We start from the raw sequence: 17,830 nt of genomic DNA, 5'->3' as shown, positions 1-17,830 counted from the left end.
AACAAAATAAAATGATGATTTACTAATTAATTGACATATCAATAATTGATTTATCATTTTAAAACCGAAAATATGGAAAAATTAAATTCAATCATATTCTACAACATAGACAAAGCGATCAGAGCCTACAGAAACTATGCTCAGCGACAGCTTAAAGCGCATGGTTTCACGATTACGATCGATCAGTGGCTTATCATCAAAGCAATTCTGGAAAACCCGGGAATTACCCAGAATGAAATTGGTGATCTTGTTTTTAAGGATAATGCTTCTGTCACAAGAATTATTGATTTAATGGTAAAATCCGGATACATAATCAGAAACGTTCATCCTGAAGACCGCCGAAAAACCAATCTGGAAGTGACAGATTCCGGGATAAAGGTAATTAAGGAGGTTCAGAATATCGTAGAAAAGAACCGTAAAACGGCTTTGAAGGGTATCAGTAATAAAGAACTTGAAATCATGTATTCGGCTTTATTGAAAATTTCAGGAAACTGTCTTACCCCTAAAAAGTAAAACGCTATGACCAGAATACTCTCACTTATGATCGCCTGCATGCTGATATTGTTCAGCAGCAGAATTTCCGCCCAGCAGACAATGCAGAGCTTGTCTTTGTCTGGAAATATAAACTCCGGCAAAACAGAGCAGATGGAGATCAACCTTTTTGATGCAGATAATAAATTAATCAAAACAGAAATTGCCGATGCCAATGGTAAGTTTAGTTTCAATGATCTGAAAGGAGGAACTTATATGGTAAAAATCAACAGAAATGGTTCTGAAATATATCATTCGGAAAAAATCTCTCTGACTGAAAATACTACCCTTCCGTCTATTGACCTGAATGTAAAATCTATTGAAGCTGTTACGATTACCAAAACCAAACCTCTTATCGAAAGACAGGATGGAAAAATGATTATGAATGTTGAAAACAGTATCGCCAGCACGGGAAATTCTGCTTTTGAAGTACTGGAGAAAGCTCCGGGAGTGAATATTGACAGTAATGACAATATCAGTCTTCGCGGAAAGGGAAATCTCTTGGTTCAGATTGACGGAAAGAATACTCCTATGACAGGAAGCGATCTTGCCAATTACCTTAAAGGAATTCCCTCTTCTACCATTGAAAAGATAGAGTTTATCACGAATCCTTCTTCCAAATATGATGCAGCAGGATCTGCAATCATCAATATTAAGCTTAAAAAGGAACAGAGAAAAGGGACTAACGGAAGTATTTCCACATCTTTAGGAACGGGTAAGTATGTAAAAAACAACAACAGTTTCAGTATTAACCACCGGAATAAAAAAATCAATATTTTTGGTAACTACAGCTTCGCCTACAGGGAAGCTTATAACGGCCTTGTACTGGACAGGAACTTCTATGAAGAAAATAATTTTAAAAAAGCATATGTGCAGGACAACTATCTGAAATTTAAATTCAACAGCCATGTTGCCAAAGCAGGAATGGATTATTATCTGAATGACAAGAACATACTGGGCTTTTCTGCAGGTTTGGTTTCCAACAAATTCAATGTAAACGGAGATAACTCCAATGTAACGTTAGGCAGTAACTATCTTCCGGAAAGTACATTTACAACAGTCAACAGATCGAATGACCGCTGGACCAATCTTTCATTTAACCTTAATCATAAATACACGATAGATTCCCTGGGATCTGAAATTTCTACCGATTTCGACTATATCAATTATGCCAATTCATCTTTACAGAGTTTTGATACCAGTACCCATGATATTTCCAGTGGTACAGATAACCTTGATATTATTAAAGGAGATATGGATGGCAAGTTAAATATTTATTCTTTAAAGTCTGATCTTACGAAAAATTTCAGTAACGACTGGAAGCTTGAAAGCGGAGTGAAAACCAGTTTTGTAAAAACAGATAATGATCTGAAATTCTTCAACGCAAGCTCTGGTATTCCTGTTCCGGATCTAAGTAAAACCAATCATTTCATTTATGAGGAAAACATCAATGCCGTTTACGGAAATGTGTCTAAAAAATGGGAAAAATTTAAAGCCACGGCAGGGTTAAGGCTTGAAAATACGAATGTAAAAGGAACTCAGATTACAACCAATCAGATCAACAAGAGAAATTATACCCAGCTGTTTCCAAGCGCTGTTTTCAGCTATGACCTGACGGATAAAAGTAATCTTGAAATCAATCTCAGCAGAAGGATTACAAGACCAAGCTATAACCAGCTGAATCCCTTTAAATTCTATCTTGATCCTACCACCCTGAAGGCCGGAAACCCGGATCTTAATCCACAGATTACGATGAATTATGAACTGACCTACAGTCTGAGCAATAAATATTTTGCCACATTAAGCTACAGCAAAACTTCTGACAACATTACAGATATTTTAAAGCCTGTAACTGAAAATGGACAGGTGGTAACGGTACAAACGATTGAAAACCTGAGCTCTGCCTCTTATTTCGGATTAAACCTGATTGCCCCTGTAAAAGTGACGAAATGGTGGGAGATGAATAACAGTGCCAATTTCTATTATGGTTCATACACAGGAAATGTTTCAGGAACGCAGATCAATAACCAGGGAAATTTTACATTCAGCATCAACAGTATTAATTCTTTTAAACTGGGGAACGGTTTTACGGCAGAACTTACCGGAAATTACAAAGCAAGAGAAGTGTATGCTTACCTGAATATGAGACCGAACTGGTACCTGAATATCGGGGCACAAAAGAAGTTTAACAATAACAGTGTTCTGAAACTTTCTTTCACCGATGTATTCTTTACGAGTAATCTCAAAGGGCAGACCGTTTATAATGATTACCTCGAAAACTTCGCAGTAAAAAGAGATACGCGTGTAGCCACAATCTCCTATACCTACAATTTCGGTTCTTCTAAGAACGGACAGCCCAGAAAAACGGGAGGTGCTGAGGATCTGAAGGAAAGAGTGGGAAGTTAATAACTACAGCCATTGCGAGACGAAGCAATCTTACCTTTGAAAATTTAATTAATGAAATTATTCCAATGCTTTGCAATGACATAAAAGCAAAAATCCCTCAGTTTGAGGGATTTTTTATATTAGGAATGAATCTTATTATGCTTCGTTAGAAGGAGTCTGATTTTCCACCGGCTTTTCGCTTTGTGGTCTCTCACCTTGCGGCTTTTGTCCTTCAGGTCTTCTCTGTCCTTCCGGTCTGCCCTGTCCTTCGTGTCTTGGTTTTCCTTCAGGCTTCGGAGGTCTTGGTAAAAGCACTTTGCGGGAAAGCTTCATTTTCTTACGGTCATCATATCCCATGAACTTCACCTCTACCTCATCACCTTCTGCATATGGAACTTTGTCAAGACGGGCCCACTCGATTTCAGAAATGTGAAGAAGCCCTTCTGTTCCTTTAGCAATCGCTACAAATGCTCCGAAATCCATTACTTTTACTACTTTACCTTTGTAAACTTCGCCTACAACCGGTACGAAAGTAATTTCATTGATCTTGGCAATAGCAGCATTGATTTTTTCTCTGTCTGTTCCTGCAATTTCGATACGTCCGATTTCTCCGATTTCCTCAATTGCAATAACAGTATCTGTATCTTTCTGTAACTGCTGAATAATTTTTCCACCAGGCCCGATAACAGCACCGATAAAGTCTTTCGGAATTTCCATTACCACCATTTTCGGAGCGTGAGGCTTCACGTCTGCTCTTGGCTGGGAAATCGTTTCCGTGATTTTATTCAGGATGTGTAATCTTCCGTCTTTAGCCTGCATCAAAGCTTTTTCCATGATGTCCATAGAAAGTCCCTGGATTTTGATATCCATCTGGCAAGCTGTGATACCGTCTGCAGTACCTGTTACTTTGAAGTCCATATCTCCAAGGTGGTCCTCATCTCCTAAAATGTCAGAAAGCACCGTCCATTTTCCTGATTTTTTATCAGTGATAAGCCCCATTGCAATTCCTGAAACAGGTTTTGTAATCTGAACCCCTGCATCCATCAATGCCAATGTACCTGCACAAACAGTCGCCATTGAAGAAGATCCGTTAGATTCCAGAATATCGGAAACAATTCTGATTGTATATGGATTTTCTGCAGGAATTACTGCTGTTAAAGCTCTCTGAGCTAAGTTCCCGTGTCCTACTTCTCTTCTTGAAGTACCTCTTAAAGGTCTTGCTTCACCGGTTGAGAACGGAGGGAAGTTATAGTGTAAGAAGAATCTTTCATCATGCTGCGTGATTACGCTGTCGATCATGTTGGCATCTTTTACCGAACCTAGAGTTACTGCTGTCAACGACTGAGTTTCACCTCTTGTAAAGATCGCAGAACCGTGAGCTCCCGGAAGATAATCAATTTCTGACCAGATCGGACGGATCGTCTGTGGGTCACGGCCATCAAGACGGATATTGTCTTCAAGGATCATCTGACGCATCGCTTCTTTCTCTACATCATGATAATATACTTTTACGAAAGGAGTTACTCTTGCCAGTTCTTCTTCGTTATCAGCGTACTGAGCTAAGAACTCTTCAAGAACCGCTTTGAATTTTTCTCCTCTTTCTTCTTTATTGGATGGAGTTTTCGCTACTTCATATACTTTATCATAGCACTCTTTCCATACTTTTTCACGAATTTCTTCATCGTGTTCTTCGTGATTGTATTCTCTTTTAGGGAAAGCTTTTCCAACTTTAGCGGCCAATCTCTCCTGTGCTTCGATCTGCTTTTTGATCTCCACGTGAGCGAAATTGATTGCTTCAATCATTTCCTGCTCAGAAATCTCCTTCATTTCCCCTTCTACCATTACGATGGAGTCTTTAGTAGCTCCAACCATAATGTCGATATCAGCTTTCAGTAAGTTTTCATAGCTTGGATTAACTGATAATTCTCCGTCAATTCTTACTACTCTTGCTTCAGACATTGGCCCGTTAAAAGGAATATCTGTAATCGCAATGGCTGCAGAAGCTGCCAGACCTGCCAATGCTTCAGGCATTACTGCTTTGTCGTAAGAAATCAATGAGATCATCACCTGTACTTCCGCGTGGAAATCTTCAGGAAAAAGAGGACGTAATACTCTGTCCACCAATCTCATGGTAAGCACTTCATCATCAGATGGCTTTGCTTCTCTACGGAAGAAATTCCCTGGAATTCTTCCACCTGCATAGAACTTTTCTCTGTAATCTACCGTTAATGGTAAAAAATCTACACCAGGATTTGCTTCTTTGTTGGCTACAACTGTTGCTAAAAGCATTGTTCCGCCGCATTTCACCACTACAGATCCGTCAGCCTGCTTAGCCAGCTTTCCCGTTTCGATAGTGATTTCCCTGCCGTCTGCAAGGGTAATCGTTTCTGTAAACGCTTGAGGTATACTCATAAATTTGCTTCTTTATACTCCGTATTGAGTATGATTAATATTTAAACTTTTTAAATTTTCGTCTGCAAAGGTACTATATAATAATGAAATATTAAATTTTTCGATTGCATAAATAGGCTCTTAAAATACAAAAAATTGGCTATCAATGATTGAAGATTTTACTATTTATATCTGAAATCCCGTCTTATTCATGATTTATGAAAATAAAAATCAGTTTTTTTGAAGATAATGTATTGAAAAACCCTGCTGTTTTTGTATTATTGTCTCAAAAAATGAAAATAAGGATCCGGATTTAAAAAAATCCGTTTTATTATAAAAACCAGTAAAAATTATTGCAAAGACATAGGCTGATGCCTATATTTGCCCTACTTCACGAATTACAATGCTGTAGGCTAAAAAAGTTAAGGAATTATCCTTATACAGATAAATACATGTTTATGATTAATAAAGAAGTACAATCCAAAGGCAGGAATTATACGGTTCCATTGATTACCATCACCCTGCTGTTTTTTATGTGGGGGTTCATCACTTGTATGAATGACATCCTGATCCCCTATCTGAAGCAACTTTTCAGTCTTACCTTTTTCGAATCCATGCTGGTACAGTTCTGTTTCTTCGGGGCTTACTTTATCGGATCTCTGATTTATTTTCTGATCTCGATCACGAAAGGAGATCCCATCAATAAATTGGGGTATAAAAAAGGGATTCTTTTCGGAATTTTCCTGGCGGCGCTGGGCTGTGTACTGTTCTATCCGGCAGCTACATTTTCGTATTATCCGCTGTTTCTGGGAGCCTTGTTTATTTTAGGACTGGGCTTTACCGTACTGCAGATTACTGCCAACGCATATGTTTCACTATTAGGAAGTGAAGAATCTGCCTCAAGCCGGCTGAATATGACACAGGCATTCAATGCATTCGGGACAACCATTGCACCGGTGCTTGGGGGCATCTTATTTTTGAATTTTCTCTTCTCCGGATGGGTCCTTCAGTGCGGTAGCCACAAGAATTCCTTACCTTATTTTCGCAGGAATCCTTTTGCTGGTAGCTTTATTGATTTCAAGGGTTAAGCTGCCTTCATTCCAGATGGGTGAAGAAGAAGTGGTAAAAGGCTGGGGAGCACTTGAGTTCAGTCACCTGAAATTCGGGGTATTTGCAATGTTCTGCTATGTGGGCGGAGAAGTTGCTGTGGGAAGTTTTATCATCAGTTTCCTGGAACAGCCACAGATTATGGGCTTTAATGAAATCATCAGTAAAAATTATCTTTCTCTATATTGGGGAGGTGCTATGATCGGGCGTTTTCTTGGCGCCATCTCTTTGAATCAATCTTTAAGCCAGCAAAAAAGGCAGTTTATATGCTTGGGGCAGCAGGAGCTGTTTTCCTTGTCATCTTCAGTATTGTGAACCTTACTTTTTCCCAGATCAGCTTTTTCCTGGTATTCATCGTTCTTAATTTCATTGCATTTTTTGTGGGTAAAGCGGCTCCTGCAAGAACGTTATCCATTTTTGCAGCGGTCAATGTTGCTTTATTGATTTCCGCGATGATGAATCATGGTGAACTGGCCATGTACAGTATTCTGGGAATCGGAATTTTCAACTCCATTATGTTTTCCAATATTTATACACTGGCTATTTCAGGATTGGGTAAATATACCAGTCAGGGATCTTCATTAGTGGTGATGGCCATTTTAGGAGGAGCTATTGTCCCTATTTTCCAGGGATATCTCGCAGACCAGTTTGGGGTACAGCATTCATTTATTATTCCTGTATTCTGCTATCTGGTTATTCTGATCTTCGGAGCATATTGTACCAAATATCTTGGTCATGTGGAAAGTACTGAAGCCAAAGCAGGTCATTAAAATCAACTGTATTAAAATATATAAGCGGAATATCTCAAAAGTATTCCGCTTTATTTTTTCATACTCCGCAATGTAACTTTCCCATCAGAAAAATGACTCATCTTACAGAACAGTATTATAATGAAAACACAATTACAGCTTGAATACGCAGCATTTCTATTGTTAGGAATCTATGCTTTTGCCCAGACAGGATATTCCTGGTGGTGGTTTGCCGGATTATTCCTTGCACCGGACATTTCCATGTTGGGTTATACGGTCAATAATAAAACGGGTGCTTTCTTTTACAATCTGTTCCATCATTTTGGAGCTGCCATTATCATTTACCTTGCAGGTACAGCGCTATCCTCTCCTATATACAAGTGGCTGGGGCCATCTTGTTTTCCCATTCTGCTTTTGACAGAATTTTAGGATACGGTTTGAAATATCCGGACAGCTTTCAGAATACGCATTTGGGAAAAATTGGTAAGAAGGCTGAGTAGTTTAGGGTATAAAATCACCCCGTCAAAAATTCTTTGAATTTTTGACACCCCTCCGGAAGAGAGAATTATTCCCCCTTCAGTTGGAATATTTGATCTGTATTTAATACTCTAACTATTTCGACTGGATTCTACGGAATGACAAACTGCATGGATAGATCACGTTACAATTCAATTGTGAAAATCAAAGATTTTAAGAAACTTAAGTGGTTGGTTTTCTCAACCATTCAGGAAAAATCCCTTGTCGTATAAAAACAAAAAAGCAACCTCTTTCGAAGTTGCTTTTTGTTTTTGAAAATCTTTATAGATTATTTTCTTAAACCTAGTTCAGCGATGATCGCTCTGTATCTTGCGATATCTTTATTTTTAAGGTAATCTAGTAATCTTTTTCTTTTACCTACCAATTTAACCAAAGATTTTTCAGTGTTGAAATCTTTGTGATTGCTCTTTAAGTGAGCAGAAAGGTGGTTAATTCTGAAAGTGAAAAGTGCAATCTGTCCTTCAGCACTTCCTGTGTCCTGTGCAGATTTTCCGTGTTTTGCGAAAATTTCCTGCTTTTTGTCTGTTGTTAAGTACATTCCAATATTGTTTAATGATTATTATGTAACGGGTGCAAAATTACGACTATTTTTTGATTCTGCAAACATTATTGATTTCATGAATCAAATTTGATAGAAAAAAATGTTAAAAAAATCTTAATAAATTGTATGCAATCCAACGAAAAGGCAGTAATTTTGCATTCGAATTACAAATGAAAAAAATTATATTCTTTGCAGCGGTCACTACTTTTTTATTCATCGGATTTACTTCGGTAAAAGCCCAGAAAAATGCTGATGACAAAATTAAAAAGTTCTTTACTTCAATCCCGAAGTAGAGCCGGATATTGATGAAATAAAAGATCCCACCAACAATGCATTCTTTGATGCTGTTACCGATAATTTCAGCGGCAGAAAAAATAAGATGCTTCGTGCCGAAGTTCAGATTCCCTTTGACAGCATAGACAAACAGACTATTGTAGACTACTGCCTCAATAATGATGCTGATTTTGCCATTGTTTCCAAAGTAAGATATTTCAAAGTAGGTTTTGGCAAATATGTTTTTTCCAATCAGGTAGTGGTAAGCATGAAATTATTTGGCGCTGATGGCAACCTGGTCGCTGAAACGGATCACGATACCTACCGGAAAAATATGCGTCTTCTCGGCTCTACCGTGAATTCAGTTAAAATAGGAACTGAAGGCGCTATAAAAGGAATCATCAAAAAACTGAGAAAACTGAAACCTACGGAAGCCGGGCTTTAAGGTTTAAGGTTGGAATATACAGCCTTTCATCATCCATGGTGAATTTTGTTAGGGGGATTCATGGACTTACCGGACAAATTTATCATTTATCATCATCCTTATATTCTCATTTATATCTTCCTAAAGTAGTTTCCCTTACCCTGAATTATAAAAATTTTCACATTATATAAAAGCGCTTATTCACACTTACGGATAAGTGTTTTTCATTTAAAATACACCATAAATTACTGATTAACAATTAAATATTTTCACTAAATAAGGAATTATTAAATATTTTTTACTATTTTAGTTCAACATTAAACTAAAATCATATGAAAAATCTAAAGAAACTCAGTAGAGAAAAAGCAAAACAAATCAACGGAGGATCAATGGAAAGATGCAATGACACTAATCCATGTACTGTAGGATGGTGCTGTTTTGGTGTTTGCTCACCATTCATCTGCCTGGAGTAAAAAAACTTTTAACGAACTCACTTAAAATCAAATCACATGAAAAATCTTAAAAAGCTCAACAGACAAGAGCAAAAGGAAATCAAAGGCAGCGGGCCTTTCAAAAGATGTACAGAACATTTCGAATGTCCGGGCGGATCATGTTGCCACAACATCTGTGTTGTCAATCCATGTCCTCTGGAATAATATATGATCATTACAGACACCTGCATTTGTAGGTGTTTTTATTTACATCATCAATAAAACATTGGTTTACAATAAAATATTTTCACCCACAATTGAATAATATAGAAATATTTATTATTTTAGTCTGACATAAATCTAAACTATAACTATATGAAAAATCTAAAAAAACTAAGCAGAAATGCTGCCAAAGAAATCAATGGCGGCCTCGGACCGTTCAGATGCAGCATAACAAGACCCTGCTCTGTTGGATATTGCTGTAACGGGGAATGTCTGGATCATGACTGCATGATAGAGCCTTAACTAATCTCTCCATCATTATGAAAAAATCACATCTTAAAAGACTCAACAGGCAGGAACAAAAAGGAATCATCGGAGGCGCAATAAAAAAATGTGGCGACGATTCGGATTGCGGGCCTTACAATTGCTGTGTAAACAGCGTCTGCACCTTCATTCCTACTTCAGAATGCGGACCAATTTAAAAGAATATTGGACTTTAAATTTAATTTTTGAACATCTGCCCAGGCAGATGTTTTTTGTCTTATACAGAAGCATTAAAGTTTAATTAATCCTTAATTTTGCCACTTTATTGCTTAGTCTTAAAAATTTGAATTATTTTTGCATATCCAAAAAATTTCACGTTTTGAATTCTAGAGACGAACTTATCTTCAACCCTGCCGATATTGCCGAAACTCTCAGCGAACTTCCTGCTGATGAGAGGCTGCTCGCGTTCCTGAAGGTTCCGAAAGAGTACAAAGCAGAAGTTTTTTCACACCTTGATCCTGATTTCCAGGAAGATACCATAAGAAGTATCGGAAGCGATGAAGTTTCTGAAATCCTGAATGCAATGACTCCGGATGACAGAACGGCTCTTTTCGAGGATTTTCCGGATGAGCTGATCAAGTATTCCATCAACCATCTTAACCCGCAGGAAAGAAGAATTGCTTTAAAGCTTCTTGGGTATAACTCAGATTCTATTGCCCGTCTGATGACTCCTTATTATATTCAGATCCGTAAGGAATGGACGGTAAAAAGATGCCTGCAGCAGATCAAAAAGGTAGGAAAAAGAGTGGAAACCATGAACTACCTGTATGTGGTAGATGAAAGAAACCGCTTAATTGATGACCTTGCCATCGGAACTTTACTACTGGAAGAAGAAGACACCCTGGTTTCTGATATTACAGACAATCATTTCGTAGCGATTACCACTACAACTTCAAAAGAAGATGCGGTAACGTATTTCGAAAAGTATGACCGCGGTGCCCTTCCTATTATTACGGAAGCCGGTGTTCTTGTAGGAATTGTAACGATTGACGACATTCTCGATCAGATTGAGCAGCAGAACACGGAAGATATCCAGAAGTTCGGGGATTGGAAGCACTGGACCTTCCCTATACGCAGACATCATGGACCGAAATGATTAAAAAGAGAGCAACCTGGCTGATCATTCTGTTTGTTTCTGAAATGCTGACCGCTTCTGCGATGGGATATTTTGATAAAGAAATTGAGAAAGCTGTTGTGCTGGCTTTATTTGTTCCGTTGATCATTTCCAGCGGAGGAAATTCCGGATCACAGGCTGCAACGTTGATCATCCGTGCCATGGCGCTTCAGGAAATCAATCTGAAGGACTGGTGGTACGTCATGAGAAAGGAGATCATTTCCGGATTATGCCTGGGGGCAATTCTGGGAGTTATCGGATTTATACGAATCATGCTCTGGCAGCAGATTGGTCTTTTTGATTACGGCCAATACTGGGTATATGTAGGATTAAGTGTCTCTGTTTCCCTGATTGCCATTGTTTTATGGGGTACATTATCAGGTTCTATGATCCCGTTTGTCTTAAAGAAATTAAATCTTGACCCTGCCACTTCTTCTGCTCCGTTCGTAGCGACATTGGTGGATGTTACAGGACTTATCATCTATTTTACGGTAGCCGGACTTTTCTTAACCGGAAAACTTTTGTAATTTTAGGCATCATCTAACATGCCAATATGAAAATCGTTTCACTTGTACCTTCTATTACGGAGGCATTATTTGACCTCGGACTTACCGAAAATGAAGTGGTAGGAAGAACAAAATTCTGTATTCATCCTCAGGAAAAAATAAAAAATGTATCGGTAATCGGCGGGACAAAAAACATCAATATTGAGAAAATTAAAGCCCTGCAGCCGGACCTTATCATTGCCAATAAGGAGGAAAACGTAAAAGACCAGGTGGAAGCTTTAATGGATGATTATAAAGTAATGGTGACTACTATTGACACCATTGAAGACAATTATTACCTTCTTAAAAATCTTGGAAAACTTTTTGGGAAAGAGGAAAAAGCCCAGCTTTACAATCTTAAAATTTATGACGTCCTGAATCAGGCCAAGCTTGACAGTCCTGTTAAAACAGCATATCTTATATGGAAAAATCCCTACATGACGATTGGTTCTGATACTTTTATTCATAGGATCTTATCGGAAATAGGTTTTCAGAATATTTTCAGGGACAAAACCCGTTATCCTCAGATCACTACTGAAGATCTGGCGGATGCTGATGTCATTATGCTTTCCTCTGAACCTTTTCCCTTTAAAGAAAAACATATTGAGGAACTGAAGGCTTCCTACCCTGATAAGAAGATCATGATTGTAGACGGAGAGGCATTTTCCTGGTATGGAACCCATATCGCAAAATGTGAGCAGTATTTTAAAGAATTACTGGCAGAAATTCATATGATGCAGCAAAGCTGATTATTTTTAACCTTAAACACAGAACTTTAAATTTTAACCCCGCATATGTCTGATACCATTATATTATCTGAAGGAGCAGAATTTGATCACGTTATAGAGGAAGTTTCCAAATACATACACCTGTATGTGATGGCTTTTGAAAAAGAAGAAAGAACCGTCACGCGGGTAGATAAGCGCGAAAATATGTATGGCGGAAAAGGAACGGTATATATGATCCAGATGTTTGATCAGAAAGAACTGGCCAATAACCGTCTGGCCGCCTATATGGTTTTGTTGAACAAAGGAGATGAATCCGGGTTTCATACCCATAATCTAAGAAATGAACAGGAGCTGTATGTAGTTGTTCATGGAACCGGAGAATATCGTGAAAGGACCGGAACAGAAGGACCCATCCGAAAGAAAATTCTTCACAAAGGAGATATTACGGCTATCAGTTCGATAGGATACCATTCTATAGAAAACACAGGAGATGAACCTTTAATTATGTTTGTGATTACGACCAACAATCCATAAAAAACTCCGGCTCTCAAGCCGGAGTTTATCTTATATCATTTTGAAACTGAATTACAAAATTTTGGCGACTTCGCCACACAGCCATTCCAGCAATTCACGGTCTTCGTTGGTGAACGGATCAATGGTATGGGAATCAATATCGATCTGACCGATATTTTTTCCATCCTTAAAAATAGGAACTACAATTTCCGCCTTTGTATCGATAGAGCAGCTTAAATAATTGCTTTCTTCATGCACATCCGGAACCACAAAAGTCTCATTGGAAACCGCAACCTGGCCGCAAATTCCTTTTCCGTAAGGGATGATGGTATGATCTGTAGGTGCGCCTACGTAAGGGCCTAAAATCAACTCGTCCTTATCTCCGTTTTTGAAATAGAAACCTGTCCAGTTGAAGTAGGAAATCTCCTGATCCAACAGGTGGCATACCTTTTCAAGCTTTTCTTCTGTATTATGTTTAGGACTTTCAAGAATTGAGGAAAGTCTTTTCTTTAATTCTGACATTGTATATATATTTTAAGAGAATTGTTTTAGGGAAAGCTCTTCTTTGTATCCGAACATTCCACGCTCTTTAATCATTTCTGCTACGCCTTCCGGAACCTGAGTTTCCCAGCCTTTCACACAACATGCAATTTTTCTCAGTATCTCCCTGGAATAAATTTCCAGAAACTCCGGATTATAGTTGGTGATATCCACAATACGGTTGTTGTGTTTGAAATATTTGTATAATTCTTTCAGGTTCTCTTCTACTTTCAGGTTTGAAGAATCCAGCAGCTGATGTGTTTCCGGATCTTTATAAGGATACAGGTAAACCCTCATCCCGTTTCTGAAAAATTTCCCGAATGCTTCCAGAATTCCTCCTGACAGATTTTTATAATATTTCTCATCGAATACCATCAGCAGGTTATTTACTCCCATTGCTACCCCGATATCCCCGCTTGTATAAGAAGCGAAATAATCAATCAGTCTGTAGTATTCAGAGAAGTTTGAAATAATAACGGTATATCCCAGTTTGCCTAAAATATCCACTCTGTCAAGGAAATCCCTTTCATCAATATCTCCATCTGCCCTCAGGTTGGAAATCGTGATTTCGATAAGGACTTCTGTTTCTTCATGGGTACAGGTAGCATCTTTGAAGAACATATCCATACCGTTTTTAAGCATGTCAATGTTTACTTTCGTTACCGGCCTGAAACTTCCTCTTACCGCGAAAATATTTTTCTTGTACAGTACGTCTGCCGGCAGCATATTATTCCCCTGTGAATTGAAAATTACAGCATCAGTCATTCCGTTTTTCACCAGCTGAAGAGACATCAGCCTGTTATCTACATAAGCAAAAGCAGGCCCGCTGAAATCGATCATATCAATCTCCAGGTTATCTTTTGCGATATCGTCGTATAGAGATTCTACTAAAGTTCTTGGGTTATCAAAGTAATTGAAAGCTCCGAAAATAAGGTTTACACCAAGGTTTCCTAAAGTTTCCTGCTGAAGAGTAGCATCATTTTCCTTAAATTTTACATGGATAACGATCTCATTGTAATCTTCATTTTCTTTGGTCTGAAAACGGATTCCTACCCAGCCGTGGCCTTTTACAGTTTTATCAAAGTTGATGGTTGTTACTGTATTGGCGTAAGAAAAGAATTTTCTATCCGGATTATTATCCCTTGAAATTCTCTCTTCAATCAAAGCGACTTCATACCGAAGCATTTTACGAAGTCTGTTCTGGGTAACGTACCTGTTTTTTACTTCTTTTCCGTAGATGGCATCACTAAAATCTTTGTCATAAGCAGACATTGCCTTAGCAATCGTACCGGAAGCTCCCCCTGCTCTAAAAAAGTGGCGAACAGTCTCCTGCCCTGCTCCAATTTCTGCGAAAGTACCATAAATAGTAGGATCTAGATTAATTGTTAATGCTTTTTGTTTAGGAGTTAGTTTCTGATACATTAGGACATGAAATTTTTTGTAAATTTACCAAAATTAAACCAACCTCAAAACAAAATGAAGTTGAAATTTTTAGGAACTGGTACTTCTCAAGGTGTACCTGTTATAGGCTGCACATGTGAAGTGTGTACTTCAGAAAATCCCAAAGATAAACGTTTACGTTCTTCCGTGATGGTTACTACGGAGGAAAATAAAAAAATACTGATCGACTGCGGTCCGGATTTCAGGCAGCAAATGCTTACCAACCACGAACACACTGTAGACATTGCATTGATTACCCACGAGCACAATGATCACGTCATCGGACTGGATGATATGCGGCCACTGATTTTTAAAAGCGGAAAAGATGTCCCGCTCTACTGCTATTCCAGGGTGGCTCACGAAATAAAAACAGATTTCCATACGCTTTTGCTGATGTGAGGTATCCCGGCGCACCCGCCTTTGAACTTCACGATATTGAAAATAAGCCTTTTGAAGTATTGGATACGGAAATCACTCCTGTAGAAGTGATCCATTATAAAATTACCGTCTTTGGGTATAAGTTTAAAAAACTGGCTTACATTACGGATGCCGGTTTTATTTCTGAAACAGAGAAAGAAAAACTGAAAGATCTGGATGTTCTGATCTTAAACTGTATCAGAAAATTTGATCCCCACCCCGCCCATTTTATTCTTCCGGATGTTATTCAATTGTTTGAAGAGCTAAAACCTAAAAAATTATTTCTAACCCACATCAGCCATCACCTGGGACTGCATGACATTGAAGATAAGGAGCTTCCGGCCGGAATACAGCTTGCCTACGATGGTCTGGAACTCAATTTTTAAAATTTTTCTTCAAAAACCTTTTGAACATTGAAAAAGTTCCTATATTTGCACACCAATTTGAAACAAACATTACGTTTGAAATCAACATCAAGCCCAGGTGGCGGAATTGGTAGACGCGCTGGTCTCAAACACCAGTTCTTAGGAGTACCGGTTCGATCCCGGTCCTGGGTACAAGACCGGAAAGAGGTGATAATTCACTTTCTTTCCGGTTTTTTTAATGCCTAACTCATTGTTTATCTGGTATATATAAGAGATCAAAACATTGGGTCGGGTGGTTCGATAATGATTTTCTGAAAATTGCAATTTTTCAGGAAATATCGAACCAATTATTTTACGTTTTACCTCGATATCCCCATCAGTATAGACCTTCGCAAGGTCTACCAGGTTCGATAATGCTTGGTCTAGTAGTTTTTGAAAATCTATTTTCTTATTATCTTTTCCTTTAGTTAATTTAGCCTCGAGATTTTCGATTTGCCTTTTACAATCGGTCTTGATTTCAAGATAATCGTCATCATCAATTATTTCCTCCATCAGTTTATTTCTTGCCTGTTTCAATTTACTGTTTAAACGATCTATTTCTAATAGAATTGCTTTCCTTTCTCTTTGGGGATTATTGATTAATTTTTCAAAATTTTGCCTCAACACTTTTTTCAAATAATTTTTTATAGATGCGCGCATTTCCAATGACTGCAATATTTCTAAAAATTTAGAATTAATAACCTCAGATTTGTAACGGTATGAACACGGGGACTGGCAATGATAGTAATAATATTTATTTCCAGAACGTCCCGTAGAGGCACTGCCTGTAATCAAATGACCACATTCCGGACACACAAGGAAACCTCTTAATGGCAAATTATCGTCAGACAGTACTTTTACATTAGGTCTGGCTGGATTCACATTTCCATCCATTATACATTGAACTTTTTCGAATAGTTCTTCACTGATCAAAGGTTCATGAATACTTTTAACAAAATGAGCCTCCTCTTCATTGAATTGCTCCACGTAAATTTTCCCGCAATATGCGGTATTGCGCAAACTTGCAAGAAAGGCACTTATCTTAACTGACTTTCCTTCTTTTCTGTTCATCATATCCATGATTTGGCTCGCTGAATAAACGCCTTTGGACATTTCATTAAATGCCCATTTCATATTGGAAGCTTCCGGTTCCTTCGGAATTACATACTTTTTCCCGTTTTCCGTTATTCTGTTAGCGTAGCCATAAGGTGCCCTTCCCATTAATCTGCCTTCTTTTTTAGCACGGCGCATTCCATAATAAGTATTCAGAGCGCGCCTGTCGTTTTCAACTTCCGGTGCAGCAAGATATATAGCCAGCATCATTTTATTTTCAGGAATTGAAAGATCTAAAGGTTGCTCAATGGCCTGCGGTTCAACGTTAATTTTCCTAAGTATGTTAATCATTTGATACGCATCGCCAGCGTTCCTGCTGAAGCGATCCCATTTTGTAAAAAGCAGCAGATCCGTTTTTGAGCTTTTTTCTTTAGCGTATCCAGTAATTTAATCCACTCTGGCCTGATAAAAGTCTTGGCTGAGTAATCTTCATAAATGATTTGACCTACATTAATGTTATTGTTTTCACAATAACGTTTTAATCGTTCCTCCTGATCTCTTTGCGAGTATCCCTTATCTGCCTGCTCATCAGTTGACACACGGATATATAAATCGGCTTTTTTCATATATAAATCTTAGAAAATATTATTGTTCTAAAAAGCTCTTAATGGTAATTTTTAAGAGCATCGTCAGAAAGCTTAAAATATCTTTCGCCTCCTCAATGCTTAATTCAATTCCCTCCTCTTCTTTAAAAATCTTGATAATCTCCTCTATGGTAATGTTACTAATTTCAACTTTTTCTCCATACCAATACATTTTTAATAAAAGTATTGGACAACTGTTCTGAAATTAAACCCAGACACTTATGCGATGTATTTGGCTTTTAAATATAAATGTTTAACACTTGAAACATGTAAAATCGAACGAAACACTTAACATCAACCATCAGGCGGAAAAAATTTTTATTTATAAAAGATGTGATTACGTTTAAATTTATTTTTTAGGTGCATCAAGAGAAAATTGATGCAAAGAAATTCATCATTCTTAGATTCAACTAAAATACAAATAAAATCAACATTGTTAATTTAAACATTCATTTCATATACTAAAACAGGTTATTGACTGTTATTACACGAAACATTTTCCATAATAAACCGGTAA

At 37.8% G+C, this 17,830-nt stretch carries 20 protein-coding genes, 1 tRNA gene and 3 pseudogenes; 17 read left to right on the top strand and 7 right to left on the bottom strand.

Annotation, left to right across the window (positions count from 1 at the left end; translation table 11 throughout):
- Positions 1–72 precede the first annotated feature (72 nt).
- Both OWR28_RS25505 and OWR28_RS25500 read left to right on the top strand, forming a co-directional pair.
- Entirely contained in the window at positions 73–513 is a 441-nt protein-coding gene (locus OWR28_RS25505) for a MarR family winged helix-turn-helix transcriptional regulator (protein ID WP_332389039.1), read from the top strand.
- A gap of 6 nt (positions 514–519) precedes the next feature.
- Positions 520–2,937 (top strand): TonB-dependent receptor domain-containing protein, encoded by a 2,418-nt coding sequence (locus OWR28_RS25500; RefSeq protein ID WP_332389038.1) that lies wholly within the window; start codon positions 520–522, stop codon positions 2,935–2,937.
- A gap of 135 nt (positions 2,938–3,072) precedes the next feature.
- Here OWR28_RS25500 and OWR28_RS25495 read toward each other — a convergent pair whose 3' ends face one another.
- Positions 3,073–5,328: a polyribonucleotide nucleotidyltransferase gene (locus OWR28_RS25495; RefSeq protein ID WP_332389037.1), complete on the bottom strand. Its 2,256-nt coding sequence runs from the start codon at positions 5,326–5,328 to the stop codon at positions 3,073–3,075.
- 437 nt (positions 5,329–5,765) lie between these two features.
- Between OWR28_RS25495 and OWR28_RS25490 the strand changes: the two genes are divergently transcribed.
- The 4 genes and pseudogenes from OWR28_RS25490 to OWR28_RS25475 all read left to right on the top strand — a co-directional run bounded on the left by OWR28_RS25490 (position 5,766) and on the right by OWR28_RS25475 (position 7,663).
- The gene (locus tag OWR28_RS25490) at positions 5,766–6,395 is read left to right on the top strand and encodes an MFS transporter (protein WP_332389036.1); all 630 of its coding nucleotides are present in this window, start codon (positions 5,766–5,768) and stop codon (positions 6,393–6,395) included.
- Complete coding sequence (locus tag OWR28_RS25485; protein WP_332389035.1) at positions 6,364–6,729, top strand: hypothetical protein; 366 nt, start codon at positions 6,364–6,366, stop codon at positions 6,727–6,729. Before OWR28_RS25490 ends, OWR28_RS25485 begins: the two co-directional genes overlap by 32 nt.
- The gene (locus tag OWR28_RS25480; protein WP_332389034.1) at positions 6,681–7,184 is read left to right on the top strand and encodes a hypothetical protein; all 504 of its coding nucleotides are present in this window, start codon (positions 6,681–6,683) and stop codon (positions 7,182–7,184) included. The genes OWR28_RS25485 and OWR28_RS25480 overlap by 49 nt, the downstream gene beginning before the upstream one ends.
- Before the next feature lie 120 nt (positions 7,185–7,304).
- A pseudogene (locus OWR28_RS25475) lies at positions 7,305–7,663 on the top strand (DUF4260 domain-containing protein).
- A gap of 305 nt (positions 7,664–7,968) precedes the next feature.
- On the opposite strand, the gene rpsO reads toward OWR28_RS25475, so the two are convergent.
- Positions 7,969–8,238 carry a 30S ribosomal protein S15 gene (gene rpsO, locus OWR28_RS25470; protein WP_002980912.1) on the bottom strand — a complete coding sequence of 90 codons (270 nt, stop codon included), beginning with the start codon at positions 8,236–8,238 and terminating at the stop codon, positions 7,969–7,971.
- A gap of 173 nt (positions 8,239–8,411) precedes the next feature.
- Here rpsO and OWR28_RS25465 point away from each other — a divergent pair, with 173 nt between their 5' ends.
- The 9 genes and pseudogenes from OWR28_RS25465 to OWR28_RS25425 all read left to right on the top strand — a co-directional run bounded on the left by OWR28_RS25465 (position 8,412) and on the right by OWR28_RS25425 (position 12,836).
- Positions 8,412–8,534, top strand: a complete 123-nt coding sequence (locus OWR28_RS25465) for a hypothetical protein (protein ID WP_332389033.1) — start codon at positions 8,412–8,414, stop codon at positions 8,532–8,534.
- Between the two features lie 86 nt (positions 8,535–8,620).
- Positions 8,621–8,959: a hypothetical protein gene (locus OWR28_RS25460; protein WP_332389032.1), complete on the top strand. Its 339-nt coding sequence runs from the start codon at positions 8,621–8,623 to the stop codon at positions 8,957–8,959.
- A gap of 311 nt (positions 8,960–9,270) precedes the next feature.
- Positions 9,271–9,411 (top strand): bacteriocin-like protein, encoded by a 141-nt coding sequence (locus OWR28_RS25455; protein ID WP_332389031.1) that lies wholly within the window; start codon positions 9,271–9,273, stop codon positions 9,409–9,411.
- 36 nt (positions 9,412–9,447) lie between these two features.
- Positions 9,448–9,594, top strand: coding sequence for a bacteriocin-like protein (locus tag OWR28_RS25450; protein ID WP_332389030.1), 147 nt, complete (start codon positions 9,448–9,450; stop codon positions 9,592–9,594).
- A gap of 150 nt (positions 9,595–9,744) precedes the next feature.
- Positions 9,745–9,894: a bacteriocin-like protein gene (locus OWR28_RS25445; RefSeq protein WP_002980915.1), complete on the top strand. Its 150-nt coding sequence runs from the start codon at positions 9,745–9,747 to the stop codon at positions 9,892–9,894.
- A 17-nt stretch (positions 9,895–9,911) separates the two neighbouring features.
- Positions 9,912–10,073, top strand: a complete 162-nt coding sequence (locus OWR28_RS25440) for a hypothetical protein (protein WP_002980916.1) — start codon at positions 9,912–9,914, stop codon at positions 10,071–10,073.
- A 161-nt stretch (positions 10,074–10,234) separates the two neighbouring features.
- Positions 10,235–11,556: pseudogene (gene mgtE / locus OWR28_RS25435) on the top strand (magnesium transporter).
- Positions 11,557–11,582: 26 nt separating this feature from the next.
- Positions 11,583–12,323, top strand: coding sequence for an ABC transporter substrate-binding protein (locus OWR28_RS25430; RefSeq protein WP_332389029.1), 741 nt, complete (start codon positions 11,583–11,585; stop codon positions 12,321–12,323).
- A gap of 45 nt (positions 12,324–12,368) precedes the next feature.
- A complete protein-coding gene (locus OWR28_RS25425) occupies positions 12,369–12,836 on the top strand; it encodes a cupin domain-containing protein (RefSeq protein WP_332389028.1) in 468 nt (155 codons plus the stop codon).
- A 51-nt stretch (positions 12,837–12,887) separates the two neighbouring features.
- On the opposite strand, the gene OWR28_RS25420 is transcribed toward OWR28_RS25425, so the two are convergent.
- Positions 12,888–13,337, bottom strand: a complete 450-nt coding sequence (locus OWR28_RS25420; protein WP_002980921.1) for a GAF domain-containing protein — start codon at positions 13,335–13,337, stop codon at positions 12,888–12,890.
- 12 nt (positions 13,338–13,349) lie between these two features.
- Positions 13,350–14,777, bottom strand: a complete 1,428-nt coding sequence (locus OWR28_RS25415; protein ID WP_332389027.1) for a TonB-dependent receptor — start codon at positions 14,775–14,777, stop codon at positions 13,350–13,352.
- A 54-nt stretch (positions 14,778–14,831) separates the two neighbouring features.
- Between OWR28_RS25415 and OWR28_RS25410 the strand changes: the two are divergent.
- Positions 14,832–15,598: pseudogene (locus OWR28_RS25410) on the top strand (MBL fold metallo-hydrolase).
- 91 nt (positions 15,599–15,689) lie between these two features.
- Positions 15,690–15,769 (top strand) — tRNA-Leu (locus OWR28_RS25405).
- Here OWR28_RS25405 and OWR28_RS25400 read toward each other — a convergent pair.
- Genes OWR28_RS25400 through OWR28_RS25390 form a run of 3 tightly spaced genes read right to left on the bottom strand, consistent with a single transcriptional unit; the run spans position 15,737 to position 17,485 of the window.
- The gene (locus tag OWR28_RS25400) at positions 15,737–17,074 is read right to left on the bottom strand and encodes a recombinase family protein (protein ID WP_332389207.1); all 1,338 of its coding nucleotides are present in this window, start codon (positions 17,072–17,074) and stop codon (positions 15,737–15,739) included. The genes OWR28_RS25405 and OWR28_RS25400 overlap by 33 nt on opposite strands.
- The gene (locus OWR28_RS25395) at positions 17,017–17,295 is read right to left on the bottom strand and encodes a recombinase family protein (protein WP_332389026.1); all 279 of its coding nucleotides are present in this window, start codon (positions 17,293–17,295) and stop codon (positions 17,017–17,019) included. The genes OWR28_RS25400 and OWR28_RS25395 overlap by 58 nt, the downstream gene beginning before the upstream one ends.
- A 19-nt stretch (positions 17,296–17,314) precedes the next feature.
- On the bottom strand, positions 17,315–17,485 hold the full coding sequence (locus OWR28_RS25390) for a hypothetical protein (protein WP_332389025.1): 171 nt from the start codon (positions 17,483–17,485) through the stop codon (positions 17,315–17,317).
- Positions 17,486–17,830 lie beyond the last annotated feature (345 nt).

It is taken from the genome of Chryseobacterium sp. 1B4 (assembly GCF_036631475.1).
Lineage (GTDB): Bacteria > Bacteroidota > Bacteroidia > Flavobacteriales > Weeksellaceae > Chryseobacterium.
This window is presented reverse-complemented; position numbering and strand designations above follow the sequence as displayed.

Coding starts and splice junctions, on each gene's coding strand:
- OWR28_RS25455 (WP_332389031.1), top strand. CDS start 9,271: ATGAAAAATCTAAAGAAACTCAGTAGAGAAAAAGCAAAACAAATCAAC.
- OWR28_RS25460 (WP_332389032.1), top strand. CDS start 8,621: ATGCTTCGTGCCGAAGTTCAGATTCCCTTTGACAGCATAGACAAACAG.
- OWR28_RS25465 (WP_332389033.1), top strand. CDS start 8,412: ATGAAAAAAATTATATTCTTTGCAGCGGTCACTACTTTTTTATTCATC.
- rpsO (WP_002980912.1), bottom strand. CDS start 8,238: ATGTACTTAACAACAGACAAAAAGCAGGAAATTTTCGCAAAACACGGA.
- OWR28_RS25425 (WP_332389028.1), top strand. CDS start 12,369: ATGTCTGATACCATTATATTATCTGAAGGAGCAGAATTTGATCACGTT.
- OWR28_RS25505 (WP_332389039.1), top strand. CDS start 73: ATGGAAAAATTAAATTCAATCATATTCTACAACATAGACAAAGCGATC.
- OWR28_RS25395 (WP_332389026.1), bottom strand. CDS start 17,295: ATGAAAAAAGCCGATTTATATATCCGTGTGTCAACTGATGAGCAGGCA.
- OWR28_RS25480 (WP_332389034.1), top strand. CDS start 6,681: ATGCTTGGGGCAGCAGGAGCTGTTTTCCTTGTCATCTTCAGTATTGTG.
- OWR28_RS25500 (WP_332389038.1), top strand. CDS start 520: ATGACCAGAATACTCTCACTTATGATCGCCTGCATGCTGATATTGTTC.
- OWR28_RS25430 (WP_332389029.1), top strand. CDS start 11,583: ATGAAAATCGTTTCACTTGTACCTTCTATTACGGAGGCATTATTTGAC.
- OWR28_RS25445 (WP_002980915.1), top strand. CDS start 9,745: ATGAAAAATCTAAAAAAACTAAGCAGAAATGCTGCCAAAGAAATCAAT.
- OWR28_RS25440 (WP_002980916.1), top strand. CDS start 9,912: ATGAAAAAATCACATCTTAAAAGACTCAACAGGCAGGAACAAAAAGGA.
- OWR28_RS25415 (WP_332389027.1), bottom strand. CDS start 14,777: ATGTATCAGAAACTAACTCCTAAACAAAAAGCATTAACAATTAATCTA.
- OWR28_RS25420 (WP_002980921.1), bottom strand. CDS start 13,337: ATGTCAGAATTAAAGAAAAGACTTTCCTCAATTCTTGAAAGTCCTAAA.
- OWR28_RS25450 (WP_332389030.1), top strand. CDS start 9,448: ATGAAAAATCTTAAAAAGCTCAACAGACAAGAGCAAAAGGAAATCAAA.
- OWR28_RS25390 (WP_332389025.1), bottom strand. CDS start 17,485: ATGTATTGGTATGGAGAAAAAGTTGAAATTAGTAACATTACCATAGAG.
- OWR28_RS25495 (WP_332389037.1), bottom strand. CDS start 5,328: ATGAGTATACCTCAAGCGTTTACAGAAACGATTACCCTTGCAGACGGC.
- OWR28_RS25490 (WP_332389036.1), top strand. CDS start 5,766: ATGATTAATAAAGAAGTACAATCCAAAGGCAGGAATTATACGGTTCCA.